17 protein-coding genes and 1 other annotated feature are annotated in these 14218 nt (G+C 29.0%); all 17 genes read left to right on the top strand.

All coding sequences use genetic code 4. The annotated features are described in order from the left end of the window. Positions 1-26: 26 nt before the first annotated feature. The gene (greA, locus tag P695_RS0101365; protein WP_028126517.1) at positions 27-497 is read left to right on the top strand and encodes a transcription elongation factor GreA; all 471 of its coding nucleotides are present in this window, start codon (positions 27-29) and stop codon (positions 495-497) included. Between the two features lie 38 nt (positions 498-535). Next, positions 536-1423: a 16S rRNA (cytidine(1402)-2'-O)-methyltransferase gene (rsmI, locus tag P695_RS0101360; RefSeq protein ID WP_028126516.1), complete on the top strand. Its 888-nt coding sequence runs from the start codon at positions 536-538 to the stop codon at positions 1421-1423. A 251-nt stretch (positions 1424-1674) separates the two neighbouring features. Then, positions 1675-2028 carry a hypothetical protein gene (locus tag P695_RS0101355; RefSeq protein WP_028126515.1) on the top strand — a complete coding sequence of 118 codons (354 nt, stop codon included), beginning with the start codon at positions 1675-1677 and terminating at the stop codon, positions 2026-2028. Between the two features lie 102 nt (positions 2029-2130). Continuing rightward, positions 2131-2208 (top strand) — a sequence feature (ribosomal protein L21 leader region). Positions 2209-2215: 7 nt separating this feature from the next. Then, on the top strand, positions 2216-2518 hold the full coding sequence (gene rplU / locus P695_RS0101350; RefSeq protein ID WP_028126514.1) for a 50S ribosomal protein L21: 303 nt from the start codon (positions 2216-2218) through the stop codon (positions 2516-2518). Between the two features lie 20 nt (positions 2519-2538). Then, a complete protein-coding gene (locus P695_RS0101345) occupies positions 2539-2850 on the top strand; it encodes a ribosomal-processing cysteine protease Prp (RefSeq protein ID WP_028126513.1) in 312 nt (103 codons plus the stop codon). Positions 2851-2855: 5 nt separating this feature from the next. Continuing rightward, positions 2856-3152, top strand: coding sequence for a 50S ribosomal protein L27 (rpmA, locus tag P695_RS0101340; protein ID WP_420855364.1), 297 nt, complete (start codon positions 2856-2858; stop codon positions 3150-3152). A 53-nt stretch (positions 3153-3205) separates the two neighbouring features. Next, a complete protein-coding gene (locus tag P695_RS0101335) occupies positions 3206-4078 on the top strand; it encodes a J domain-containing protein (RefSeq protein WP_028126511.1) in 873 nt (290 codons plus the stop codon). 95 nt (positions 4079-4173) lie between these two features. Beyond that, positions 4174-4809: a hypothetical protein gene (locus tag P695_RS0101330; protein ID WP_028126510.1), complete on the top strand. Its 636-nt coding sequence runs from the start codon at positions 4174-4176 to the stop codon at positions 4807-4809. 21 nt (positions 4810-4830) lie between these two features. Further along, positions 4831-5067: a DnaJ domain-containing protein gene (locus tag P695_RS05985; protein WP_084331583.1), complete on the top strand. Its 237-nt coding sequence runs from the start codon at positions 4831-4833 to the stop codon at positions 5065-5067. Positions 5068-5237: 170 nt separating this feature from the next. Continuing rightward, entirely contained in the window at positions 5238-6077 is an 840-nt protein-coding gene (locus tag P695_RS06340; RefSeq protein WP_051437296.1) for a hypothetical protein, read from the top strand. A gap of 8 nt (positions 6078-6085) precedes the next feature. Continuing rightward, the gene (locus P695_RS06335; protein WP_244868774.1) at positions 6086-6271 is read left to right on the top strand and encodes a DnaJ domain-containing protein; all 186 of its coding nucleotides are present in this window, start codon (positions 6086-6088) and stop codon (positions 6269-6271) included. Positions 6272-6345: 74 nt separating this feature from the next. Next, complete coding sequence (locus P695_RS06255; protein ID WP_028126509.1) at positions 6346-7260, top strand: DnaJ domain-containing protein; 915 nt, start codon at positions 6346-6348, stop codon at positions 7258-7260. Positions 7261-7316: 56 nt separating this feature from the next. Beyond that, on the top strand, positions 7317-8669 hold the full coding sequence (locus tag P695_RS0101310) for a Sapep family Mn(2+)-dependent dipeptidase (RefSeq protein ID WP_028126508.1): 1353 nt from the start codon (positions 7317-7319) through the stop codon (positions 8667-8669). Positions 8670-8949: 280 nt separating this feature from the next. Beyond that, a complete protein-coding gene (locus P695_RS0101300) occupies positions 8950-12381 on the top strand; it encodes a lipoprotein (protein ID WP_028126507.1) in 3432 nt (1143 codons plus the stop codon). 313 nt (positions 12382-12694) lie between these two features. Beyond that, positions 12695-12985, top strand: a complete 291-nt coding sequence (locus P695_RS0101290; RefSeq protein ID WP_146063643.1) for a hypothetical protein — start codon at positions 12695-12697, stop codon at positions 12983-12985. A gap of 20 nt (positions 12986-13005) precedes the next feature. Then, positions 13006-13863, top strand: coding sequence for a hypothetical protein (locus tag P695_RS0101285; RefSeq protein WP_028126505.1), 858 nt, complete (start codon positions 13006-13008; stop codon positions 13861-13863). 80 nt (positions 13864-13943) lie between these two features. Beyond that, a partial coding sequence (locus tag P695_RS05275) for a hypothetical protein (protein ID WP_035026160.1) occupies positions 13944-14218 on the top strand: 275 nt, incomplete at its 3' end.

Here is a 14218-nt window from a genome sequence, read left to right as displayed (position 1 = left end):
CAATAAAGTTAAAAAAGGATGGTAGTATGGCTGAAAACATTATCTTAACCAAAGAAGGTTTAGAAGAAAAGAAACAAGAATTAAAATATTTACTTGAAGTTATTCGTCCGCAAGTAATTGAAGAATTAGTTGAAGCTCGTAACCAAGGAGATTTAAGCGAAAATGCTGATTATGACGCTGCTCGTAACAGACAAGCAGAAGTTGAATACAAAATCAAAGAAATTGAAGCAATGATTTCTAAAGCGCGAGTGATTGATACTAAAACTGATAAAAAAGGAAATGTGAAAATTGGATCAACAGTTGTTTTTACAACTAAAGGTTCAGAAGCAACAAAAGAAGTAAAAATTGTTGGAGCAATTGAAGCAGATCCTTTTCAAGGCACAATCTCTAATGAATCACCATTAGCAAAAGCAATGATTGGTCATTCTGAAGGGGCTGTTGTTGAAGTAAGAGATATTCAAAGTCCTTATAAAATTACAATTAAAGCTGTGAAGTAATTAAGGACCTTGATGGTCTTTTTTTGTGAAAGGAAATTATGCTTAATCAAAATACTTTTAAAAATAATTACCCAACAATTTTTCTAGTCGGAACCCCGATTGGTAACCTTGATGATTTTTCATTGCGAGGTGTGGAAACTTTACAGGCAGTGGATGTCATTTTTTGTGAAGACACCAGAGTTTCAAAAGTTTTATTGCAAAAATACAACATTTCGAAACCTTTGGTTTCATTAAACAAAGTTAATGAAACCCAAAAAATTGCCCAATTAGTTCAGTATTTACAAGACAATAAAAATGTGGCAATCATTAGTGATGCTGGAGTACCGATTATTTCTGATCCAGGAGCAATTGTGATTAACCAAATTCGTAAGTTGAATTTACCTGTGAATGTCACAGCGATTAATGCTGGACCAGCTTATATTCATGCGATTGCTATTTCAGGATATACTAATATTTCTAATTTATTTTATGGTTTTATTAAAAATAAAAATGAGCAAACAAAAACAATTGAATTAACTCAAGTGATTTCAAAATTTAATCAAGAACATATTCTCGCCTTTTATGAATCTGTTCATCGTATTCGTGAAACAATGCAAGTTTTACAGGCTATTGATGCCCAAGCAAATGTGCTAGTTGCTCGTGAATTAACTAAAATTAATGAACAAATCATCCAAGGAACAGTAGCAGAAGTGAATCAAGTGATTCAAAGTGAAGACTTTATTTTGAAAGGTGAATTTGTGGTTGTTTTAGATGCTAAACCAACCACAAATTCATCCATGACTGACCAACAAATCTTTATTGAAGTTGAAAAATATCTAGCCCAAGGCTACAAACTAAAACAAGCCAGTGCAATTGTTTCGGACTTATTTGATTTAAATAAAAATGAAATTTATAATAAATACTTAAAAATGAACAAAAATTTATAATCAAAAATATTATTGAATAATTTCATTTTTTAATCTTGACTTTATGGTTTGACCTACATATTTTATTGTTTTTGCAATAAAATTATCAGTGTTTTAAAAGTAAACTTACATTATGTTTTTATGTTTTTCTTAAAATATTTTGACCTCTTTTAGATGTATAAAAACAAACAAAATTTACTAATCAAAAAATAAATTTACAAAAAATCGCAAAAATCACAAAAGAATCTCTAATCTAATAAGGGGTGATATATGTGAGACAACTTACACAACAAGAATTAAAAAGTACTGACGGGGGACGTATTTCAGGATCGTTTCTTAGTGGAATTGCTGCAATTTTCAATGCTGTAGTTTCCTTTGTTGGGACAGTTATTAATTCAATTGTTACATTCGGACACAATGATGCAGATAAAGGCATGGTTAAATCGAAGGATGCATCAATGACTTGGGATAATACTAAACATCCAGAGCCAGCGGCGCACCATCCAGCACCAGCAGTGCATCCAGCGCCAGTAGTGCATCCAGCACCAGCTGCAATCTACATTCCGGAAGTAACTCCACATCATGAAGATCTACCAATGGTCGATCATTTACATGATTTTTGTTAGCAAAAAGGCTCAGGCCTTTTTTTATACAAAAATCATCAAAATTCACCACAAAAGCAGTCGTTTTTCTTAAAAATAGTGTATTATATATAAAGTTGAAATCTTAATAAGTTTCAACCGCTCTTAAAAGCATGTTTCAAGTAGAATTTATTCTCACGTGCAAAGGCGAGTCTAGACTGGAGGAAAAATAATGTTTGCAATTATTAAAACTGGTGGAAAACAAATTAAAGTTGAACCAGGACAAGAAATCTTTGTGGAATTATTAACAGGAGAAGTTGAATCAAAAATTACTTTTGAAGAAGTATTGATGGTTAACGGAACAATTGGTAGCCCAACTGTCAAAGGTGCTAAAGTCACAGCGACAATCTTAAAACATGGGAAAGATAAAAAAATCCGTGTGATTAGATACCACCCAAAGAAAAATGTTAATAAAGTTTATGGTCACAGACAACCATACACAAAAGTAAAAATAGATGAAATTATTGTTAAATAATTTTCAAGGAATGATAAGTCATGGTTAAAATAAAAATAACTTATCACAATAGTGAATATCAAAAGTTGACAATGAGCGGGCACGCGCTTGCTGGAGCATACGGACAAGATTTAGTTTGTGCAGCTCTCACTGGAATTGTTAGTGGTGCATTAAATGCTTTTGATCAAAAATTTACAAATGATATTGATATTATTGTTGAAGAGAATTTAATTGAAATAACAATTAAAAAAAGTAATCCCACAATTCAAACAATGTTTGAATTGTTGGAAATTCAATTACAAACAATAGTTATGCAATATCCAAAAAACGTAGAATTAAAGGAGGTTCGTTAGTTATGATGAAATTTAAATATTTATTAGGTTTACAGTTCTTTGCTTCTAAAAAAGGAGTTGGGTCAACTAAAAACGGTCGTGACTCAGAATCAAAACGTCTTGGTGCTAAAAAAGCTGATGGACAATTTGCTAATGCTGGATCAATTATCTTTAGACAACGTGGGACTAAAATTCACCCAGGCCAAAATGTTGGACGTGGTGGAGATGATACATTATTCGCTTTAGTTTCAGGAATTGTTAAATACGAAAGATTTAACAAAGGACGTACTAGAGTTAAAGTTGTTGCTCAAGACACAAAATAAAAATAGCAGTTGCTATTTTTTTTTGCTATTATTCAATTATGAAATTTTATTGAATGTTAGGATTAATTCCGGGATTAGCTTGTTTGGTTGGGTTAGGTATTTATTATTTGTTTAAGTTTTATAAAAGAAAAAGAGATGAAAAAGCTCTTGATGTGAATATTTTTGAAGAAAATAAATTCGAATGAATTGATGATTCTGAAATGACTATTTTAATTCCAAAATATAACATTGAAGAAGATTTCATTTTTGACTCATCTTTTAGTGATTATGATAACATAACAGATTGATTAGAAGAAAAGGGATTGAATGACAATAGAGTTGATGATGTAATTGAAGCAATAAATTATAGCGAATCAATCTTTCAAAATGAATGAAATAGACTCGAAGAAACTTTTAATGAAGTTTTAGATTCTACTCCAGAACCAGAAGAAGATCCAGACGAACCCGAATATGCAATTTCCACAAAATATCAAATTTTATTTTTAGATGAACTAAGAAAGAACACTATCAAGTTTTTCATTTTTGAAACAATTCCTTACATTATCAAACAAGCATTAAATTTAAATAGTAATTTTTTTGAAAATAATGATCAGATAGACAAATTATTAGACAAAACTATTGAAAATTTTGTTGCTTCAATGGAAGAATCCTTAAAAAAACATATATCAGATTTTTTGACAGAAGTCGAATCTGAACCAAAAAATTCATATTATAATAATTCTGATTCCTTAATTAATGATTTAGAAAAAGCATATTGAATTCTTGGGTTGACTTCTGATGTTAATGATGAAGAACTAAAAAAAGTATATTTGCAATTATCAAAAATATATCATCCAGATGCAGCTGGCACAAAAAATACTGAATTCAAAATGACAGAAATCAATAATGCTTACAACCTTATTAAAAAAAATAAAAATATAAAATAATATTTTTAGTAAAATGCACCCTCTATTTAAAGTTGCAATCCAAGAACCAAAATAGTAATTTACTAGTTTTTATATTTTTCTTGTAAAATCAATTTATGAGTTATATTTGAGCTAAAATTCTGGGAATTGTTGCAGCCAATTTAATTGTTGGGGCTGTTGTTTATTTATATCGTTCATACAAAAATAAAAACAGAGCACCATTTATGACAACTATTTATGAAGAAAATAAAAAGAATTGAAGAATGACTGCAAAATATACAATTCAAATCCCTATTCATAATATTCAAGAACAATTTAATTTTTCCTTTCCTTTGAGTGATTTTGAAAATGTGCAATTTTGATTACAAAAACAAGCTTTACAGTATGATGAATATTATTTCTTTTTAGAAATAATTGAAAATGCTGCAATGCAGTTTCAAACTAAATGAGAAGAGTATGAAGAAGGTTTTAGTGCAATTTTGTTAATGTATCCAGTTGAAGATGGTTTACCTATTAATGTAACACCAACTCCAGAAACTAATCTTTCTTTAAAGTATCACAAGCTTTTTTTAGACATAATGACACAAAATACTATTCTCTTTTTTGTTCAAGAAACACTACCTTTAATTCTTGGCCAAGTTTTAATTAAAAAAAATCATTTTTCAAAAAGTGATATTCTAGAGAAAATTATTATAGAGAATTTGCAAAAATTTGTTGTCACAATGGATATAGAATATCAGAAAAATTTATAAGATTTTTTTAAAGAAGCTGAAATATCGCCAGATGAAGAATATTTTGAAGATTTATGATTACCAAATTCAGAATTAGAAGATGCTTATCAAGTACTTGGGGTGGACTCTAATATTAGTGATGAAGATTTAAAAAAAATTTATCGTCAACTCGCTAAAAAATATCATCCAGATAAATTACCAAATGAAACCAATAAATTAAAAATGGTCAAAATTAATAGTGCTTATAGCCTCATTAAAAAAGCAAGAAATATAAAATAGGATTTTCTTCAATTGGAGAAAAATATTTTGAATATGCTTTAATACAGTAAAGATTAATCAAATCATAAAATTTAAAAATGATGAGTCAAAACTAATATTAGTTTGCTATTTTTTTTATCTCATTTTATGATAATAAAGGAATTAAACTAATTTCAATGGAAAAAAATAAGATGAGAAAACAAGGGTGATTCTTTTACTTTGTAAAAGTTATGTTGAGATTGGCAATTTGTGGTGGTGCACTTGCTCTTTTTATTTATTTTTCCGTTCCTTTATTAGCAACTACTTTTTCAGGAGTCATTAATAGTAAGGTTAAACCAATGTTATGAAATCAGGAACTGTTTAAACCAATTTATGATTGAATAAATGTACAAGGAGAGATATTACATTTTAGAGCAATCCCTATTGGATATTTAGCAGGATTTGGATTTGGTTTCTTTACTTGTTCATTTGCTTATCTCGTCACCACTGCGACTTTTAATTATTGTCATCATTGATGAAGTTTAGGTGGGATAGGTGGTTCAATATTATTTTTTGGGACCATGATGTTTATGCCACATGCTTATCATATGTTTGTAGATGACTTTACCAAAACTATTTTTAGAATGGTTGAAGCAATTTTATCATTCTTTTTGGTGTTTCTAGTTTCTGCTATTGTTGCATTAATGTCATTCGCAGTAACTCTTGGTGGACCAATGAATGCTATTAGAGAAGAGTGAACTACTAAAAATTTTAAAGAATGCCTAAATTCCGAATGAGATGGGAAACATAAATTATCTGAACATGAAAAGGAACAACGCTACTATTATCGAGAACAAAAACGACAATGACGAGAAGCACACTTACAAAACCAACAAAACCAACAAAACCAACAAAACCAACAAAACCAACAAAACCAACAAAACCAACAAAACCAACAAAACCAACAAAACCAACAAAACCAACAAAACCACGAGTTAATCCCCGACAAGTTACAAAACATTATAAAAATGAAAGTGAAGTTAATGAACTAGTTCATTCATTAACTAAATCTTATCTAATTCTTGGGATTGACCCTAAAGCTACTAATGAAGAATTTAAGAATGAATATCTTAAATTAATTGAAAAATATCAACCTAACACAATTCAAAATAAAGAAGAACTATTAAAAATGTCTGAAATTATCGATGCTTATGTTGTGATAAAAGAATTTAGAAAAATGGATTAAATTGTCTATTGGAACACCAAGTGTATTATTTTAATTATTGCTTTTTCTATCATCTTTTAATGTAAAATCATTTTATGAAAACAATTTTTATTATCTTAATTATCTTTATTATCATTTCCATTTTTTCGGGTGGTGGTTTTTGAGCGAAAAGATCAAGTGGCAATCGTAAAAATAAACAAGAAAACACTTTTGATGTGTTTGCGAAAAACAAAAAGATTTGGTTGCAACAACAACGCAAAACACATCAAATTCGTTTTTATAATATTGAAGAACTTTTTGATGTTTTTCCTTTTTTTAGTAATTACAATGAAACCAAAACTTGATTAATTAAAAACAATGTTAGCAGTGGCAAAGTTAACGCAATTATTCAAAGCTTATTAACTCATGAAGACCATTTAATGAAATTTTGGGCTGAACAAGAAAAAAAGTTATTGATTGCTTTTGACCAAACCCATTTACCACAATCACAACAAGCAATTAATTTTTTATTACAATATTACAATTTATTTTTAGATGCTTTCAAACACGAAATGGTGAATATTTACATTAAAGATATTATTCCGGCTATCATTGGTGAAGTGTTAAATGACGACCCACAAAAAATTATTCAGGACCACCGCTTTATTAATTTTAATGAATTTATTCGTTTTAAAGAACAAGAATTTTATGCCGATTTAGAACATGATGTGGATCTGATTATTCAAGAACTATTTAACCAATTTAGTTCTAATAATTCTTTCTATTCTTCATTTGAACAACAACAAAACCAACAATATTACAATTTTAATGAAGAAGTGAGTGAGCTTGGAAAAGCTTATAAAACATTAGGGGTTGATGAGAACATTTCTGATCAAGAATTAAAATCAACATATCGTAAATTAGCGATGGAATATCATCCAGATAAAAACAAATCCCATGGTGCTAAAGAGAAAATGGCGAAAGTGAATGCAGCTTACGACCTAATTAAAAAAGTAAGAAATATAAAATAAAGATACCGACTTTAGATGATTTGAGTTTTATAATCATATAAGGATGGTGTTTAATTATGAAAATTAATATGCAAGAGCTAATGGAAAAATATTTTCCATTAGCATTAGAAAAAACGAAAGAGTTAATTAAGATTAAATCATTTTTAACTGATCCAAAACCTCAGGCTCCTTTTGGAGAAGGAACTAAAGAAGTTTTAGATTATGTGATTAAACTTGGTAATGAACTTGGTTTTAAAACTTATCAAGATGCTGAAAATCGCTATGGGTTTTTAGATTATGGTGATGATGATAAAGAATTATTTGTCATTCTTTGTCACTTAGATGTAGTGCCACCAGGAAATATTGATGAATGAGAAAATGACCCATTTGCTCCATTCATTAAAGATGGAAAATTATTTGGACGTGGTTCTTTTGATGACAAAGGTCCAACAATGATGAACCTTTATGGATTGAAATATTTAAAAGACAATAACTTCAAAAGTGATAAATATAAAATCAGAATGATTTTTGGTTTAACTGAGGAAACAACTTGAGAGTCAATTCGTGCTTATATTGCTGACTTTGGGGTTGCTAGTGCTGGTTATGTTCCTGATGGAGAGTTTCCAGTGGTGTATGCTGAAAAATGAATTGTTGATTTAGATATGCATGGTAACTATGAAACTGATTTTGAAATTAAAGGTGGTGCAGCTTACAATGTGGTTGCTGACTACATCAGCTACAAAGGGGTTAAAGCCAAAGAAATTGAAGCTGATTTACACCAACACGGAATTAAAACAGAGCATAAAAACGGTCTGTTAATGGTTAAAGGAAAAGCAGCGCATGGTTCATTACCTTGAATGGGTCTGAATGCAGCAACTAACTTGATGCAGGCCATGAAAAATGTTGGCATTAAACACCCAATCGTTGATTTTATTTGTGATCATGTTCACAATGATCATAATTTTGCCAAATTATTTCCAAATATTGAAGATGAAACTGGTGTGTTAACTCAAAACCTAGGGATTATTGATATTGAAAATGGTAAACAAAGATTGGCATTTAATTATCGTGTGCCTGTTTTTACAAAACCAAAAGAAAAATTTATTCCTGCAATTGAATCTGAAATTAAAAAATATGGTTTAAAAGCAGAGGTGATTGCTGTTGAAGATTCAGTGTATGTACCAAAAGAATCTGAAATGGTCCAAAAAATTATGAAAGTTTATCAAGAAGTGACTGGAGATATGCAATCTCAACCGTTGGCAATCGGAGGTGGAACTTACGCCAAAGCAATGCCTGGACTTGTTGCTTTTGGAGCTGAATTTGATATTAATCGTTCGACTATGCATGCTTATAATGAATATGTACCGTTAGAAGATTTAGAAAAAATGTTAGAAATTTATACTAAAGCGATTGTACTTTTGACTAAATAATTTTTTCCACAATTATTTTTTCCACTAAAAATAAAAATAAATTTTGAAGATGTTTTTAGTAAAAAAATGCTAAAAACATCTTTTTTTTGCATGATATTTATTCTTTTTTTAAAAATTTAATTTAATTATTATTTTTTTAGTAATTATCATTTTTTCTTTGGTTTAATTTTCTCAAAATAAATTTTAAAATTTTCTAACCTTTGTGTTTTATTATGTAAAAAAATCATTAACATAGTATTAGCAATGGATAAAAGAATTATTGCAAAAGGAAAATTTTAATATGAGAAAACTACTAGCTTTATTAGGTAGTATGGGAGTCACAGCAGGAAGTGTATCTACAGTAATTGCCTGTAATGGTGAACAAACTAATCCCAAAATAAAAGAATTACAAACCGAAATTAAAAACATTAAAAAACTTATAAGTGAAAAAGATCCAACAGAAACTTCGCCTCGTACGCAAGAATTCAAAAAATTTTTAGGTCAAATCCCAAAAATTGAAACAAATTTACAAATTAACAATTCATTGGAAAGGTTAAAATCAGCCAAGGCTGAATACTTAAAAAATTTAGAATCAGATTATGCTGATAGTATTATGGGAAATAAGCCCAGTTTTAAACCAGAGATTATTTCTCCGCCGTCAGAGGTTATTTCTCCACCGGTAATTTTAAATCAACCAACCAGACCACTTAAGCCAGCTAAAGCTAAAGGTGAAACTACAGAACAAAAAACCAAAAGAATTAAATCTTTAATTAATACAAAAATGGAACTTTTAAGTACAAAAGAATTTTTATTTGACAATGATGTTATTTTTGAACATCAAAACCAACTAGAAATTATCAAAAACACCATCAAAACACAAATTATTGAAGAATTAAAAAATATTAAAGGGATTGATTTAGACAAGTTAAACATGCAACTTTTTGATAATGAATTTGTTGTCTTAGTAACGACTGATTTAATTCGAGCAGGTAGCATTAAACTTTCTATTCAATATAATGATGAAGAATGTAGAGCCACACCATGAACATTGAGTTATAATTCACATTATTTTAGTGAATACAGAACTTTTAACCAAATATTATCTAACTCACGCAATCTTAATATTACCGACTTAGGTTTACCACAAGGTTTGGGATTGCCGGACATGATTTCTAATGCTTCAATTGGTGGAGTAATTACTTTCTTACCATTAGTCTTAGATCCAATCTTAAGTGAATTATCAACTTCTTTTGAAGAAGTTGATGGTCTAGATATTTACCAACAAAGTCAAGGTTTTATTGATAGTTTAAAAAGTCTAGGTTTACATGATTTACCAGCACTCAATAAAGAAATTAATTTAAACATTAGTAAAGAATTATCAGCAGTGCTTAAAATTAAAGCCGAAATTAACGATCTTATTCGAGCATTGATTCCGTTTATTATTAATTTCCGTAATTTTGTTGCTGAACAACAACACAAAGATTTGGTTGTCAATTTTTTAAGCTATTTAACAAGCAAACCAAAAAGTTACAATGGTGACAAATTTGATGTTTTTTTAGAAAAACGAGAAGTCAGTTTTAATACAAACATAGAAATGTTAATGTCTGCTTTGCTTGATAACTTATCAAGCAAAGAAGATAACATAATTGCTAAATCACCTTTAAAAATAGAGTTGAGTATTCCAAAAATCAATAAAACTATCCATGTTGGATTTGAAGAAAAACAAGATACTTTACAAACTATTGGCATCAAAGAGATGATTGATTTCCCACATTTTATAGCACAGTTAAACAATTTGGCTTCATTTGATAAAAATGGTGTGATGAAAATCAAGATGCGTATCAACTTTAAAGTTATGGGCAAAGAGTTTCCAGTGGAAATGCCATTTGATTTACCAATTAATAAAATGATTAATCAACAAACAATTGTGCCAATGATTGAAAAAATGGCTAGTCGAAGTTTGACTAATCTAAAAATTGAAATTGTAGATTATAGTGCTAAAACACAAATGCTAGTCAATGGAGCATGAGTTAATTTTGATATAGCTAATATTGCTCAAGCTGCAAAATTAAGAGTTGTAGTTAAATATCTTTCTACCAAAATAACTGATCACAAAGGCAACTTTCTCATTGAACATGATCATCATAAATTTGTTGATACTAATGCTTTGACTATTGATTTTGGGATTGATAGTAGTTTTATTGCAACACCTAGAAAGCAAAAAACTCCAGAGCAAATTGAACAAGACCAAAGAGAACTGGCTGAAGCTAAAGCTAGAAATGCTGAAAAGAAAACATCACGAGAACTGGCCAAATTTGATCAATTAGATAAACAAAGAGTGGTTTTCCCTCATCTTGTTTTAAAAAATGATGATAATAAACTACGAGAATTAATTTTACAAGAAGTGCAAAAGTTTGCGAGAAGAGAAGCTAAATCTTTAGATACTTCTAAACTAGAGGTGCGTGTCTTAAAAAGAGAATTTCCCAAAAACGAACAAAATGGTTTGGCTGAGATCGAAATTAAATACGATAATAAACTTGCTAGAAGTAAAGCTTATACCATTTATTTTGGTTCTTCTTATTTTGATAAAAGCCAAGCGATTATTAATGCTTTACATGAAGGAATTGATATGTCGACAAGTGACATGCAAATTTTAAAAAATCTCCCGATTATTGGTGATTTGACAATTGGTAATATTCTTGAGCTAGCACCAATTATGGATAAAAACTTGTTAAGTACTTTACCAACTAAACTGCCAACAAACCCAGCAGAAAATACTGATTTTTCTAATAAAGTTGCTACTTGAATTGATTCAATTAAAAAATTAAATCTTCTTGATTGAGATAAGGTTATTGAAAAAGATTTGATACCACAAAATAAATGAACAAAGTATTTTAGTGTTAAATTATTAATCAAAACCACCCCAAAAGATATCTTACGAGGTTTAATCCCGCTATTAATTAACTTTAGAAATTTTGTTAATCAAGAACAAGAAAAAGATCTTGTTTTGAGTTTTGTTAAATATTTATTAAGTAAACCACAAGCATACGGTGATGATCGTTTTGACCAAATGATTAATAAAAATGGTGACGATATTGACACTAATTTAAAATTTTTAGTCCTTTCGCTTTTTGATGGTGCAAGATTTTCGAATGGAGAAACTTGATGAGATGCAAAACCACCAGTTGAACTTGTTTTAGAAACATTTATTAAAAATATGCCAATTAAATATTCAGTCCAATGACATTGATTAATTAATACCCCTGGATTAAAAGATATTCTTTATTTAGATCAATTTAAAAACCTGGTTGATTCACTAGGAACCTTAAAAGAAAATTCAGCTTTTTGATGAAATCTTTATATCAAAGTGGGATTCATTCCGATAAATACAAGTATTGAAGTGCCAATTAATAAATTAATTAATGGTGATATTCTGATGCCGTTCCTGGCATCTGCTTTAAAAATTGATTTAGCTGATGAATTAAAAATTAAAGTTAAAAAATATGAAGCAAATATTTTAGTGCTTGTGAATAATAAATGAGAAATACTAAATGGAGTTAATGTTTTAACGGCTGCACAAATGAAATTGACATTTAACAAAATCGAATTAGAAATTACTGACAAAAATAATCAAAATTCAAGAACGATAAATTTCTCATCAAAAAATGATAAACCAGTGTTGAATATTCTTTTTGATATTAATGCTAAAAAGGTAATTTCTATCATCAAGTAATGATTTGATAATTATTAATTTTATTATTCGCTTGATTTGCAAGTAAAACAACAACAAAAGAACAACATAACGTAAGTTTACTTTTACACAATAACGATTCTTTCGCAAGAAAGGATAAAATATGAAATATAAACACTATGATAGGAATTTGAAAATCAAAGTTGTTCAAGAATATCTTAATGGAGGACACCCAAAAGAATTGGCTTTTAAATATAATTTAAAGTCTGGAGCGTAATTGGTTTACAAATGGAAAAATAGCATAGATAATAATTACAACATCGGAAGAAATCCAATGGATTGTGAGGTTATGAAGATGGCTAAGGAATTAAAAAAAGAATTTAAAAACCCTGAACTAAAAAAACTGGAAAAAGAAAACAATGTTTTAAGAAAGAAATTAGCAGAAGCGGAGGAAGTAGCATTATTGGCAAATGCGAAATATGAGATTTTGGAAAAATCCATGCCTTCTTGCACAAGTCAACAAATACTGATCATGTTGATGAAAGACAAGAAGGCAAATCTGGGGATAACAAAGACAAAATTTATAAACATTTTGTTTTTCCAACCATTTATGAATTCTCTTTTAAATTTCAAATTAGCATTTTAAAAATGTGTCATTATTTTCACGTGTCAAAAGCAGGTTATCATAAATGAGTTAAAAGAAATTCATTAATTTCTAGTGTGAAAATAGGCGACAGTTTACAAAATGATTTGGTATTACCAAAATACAAAAGTAAAGTTGATCCACGTGCGCAAGACCTAATTCAAGCTTGTTTTGATAAATTTAAAGGTCTTGCAACAGGGGCAAAAACCATTAATCAATGGATTATTGCTAATTTTCAAACTCATATATCAGTTAAAGTAATTGCTAAAATACGAAAAGAAAATAAGCTAGAAATGCCGAGTGCTGAACGTAAAAAAAATAATTATGCGGGGATTAATAGAAATAAAAAATACCGTAAAGATGATATGGTCGGAGACAATTTTCAATTAGAAAATGTTATTGGTATTGATGGGACAGAATTTAAAATTTTTATCAATAATAAGTTGGTCAAACAAAATTGCATGATTGCTTATGATTGGTCAAATTCAACAATTGTTGGCCACCATTTTAACCCTACTGAAAATTCTAATTCTGCTTTAAAAGTTTTAGATATGATTGAAAAGTATGCTAAAAAGAACAGTCAAAAAATGATTGTGCAATCTGATCAAGGAACAGCTTTTGTTAATAAAAATGTCTTTAGCTTCATACACAAAAAAAGACACCAAATAACACACTCAATGTCAAATGCCGATTTTAAACATAATGCTCCGACAGAATCATTGAATGGGTGAGTTAAAAGTAAATTTTTTCTCCGTTTCGGAAACATCTATGACTCTGTAGAACATTTTGTATCAACATTTACTGAATTTATTCAAATGTGAAATGCACAACATTTTTTCATTTATAATAACAATCGAAAGAACTCATTATTAGTAGTCTAAATGAGTAAACTTAAGTTACCACATTCTAAACACGGAAAAAATGATTCTACACAATCAAAAAAGAAAGTGTGGAATTTTTTATGCCAAAACAACTAACTAAACAACAATGAATTAATGTTATAGAAATATATAAAAAACAGGGAATAAGTGATGCTGTAAAATCATACTTAAAGATAAGAAAACACAACCCAAATTTAAAAGAACTTAGACGTTGAATTAGAAAAAAAGCAAAATTATTAGATAATTTAGGTATGGAAGCATTTAAAAGTAAAAAAGGTTCAGGAAGACCAAATAAAAGAGATGACTCTGATATTCCCCAAATTATTAATGATTTAACAGAAGAACAAAAAAATGA

Source organism: Williamsoniiplasma lucivorax ATCC 49196 (assembly GCF_000518285.1).
GTDB classification, from domain to species: Bacteria; Bacillota_I; Bacilli_A; order Mycoplasmatales; family Mycoplasmataceae; genus Williamsoniiplasma; species Williamsoniiplasma lucivorax.
This window is presented reverse-complemented; position numbering and strand designations above follow the sequence as displayed.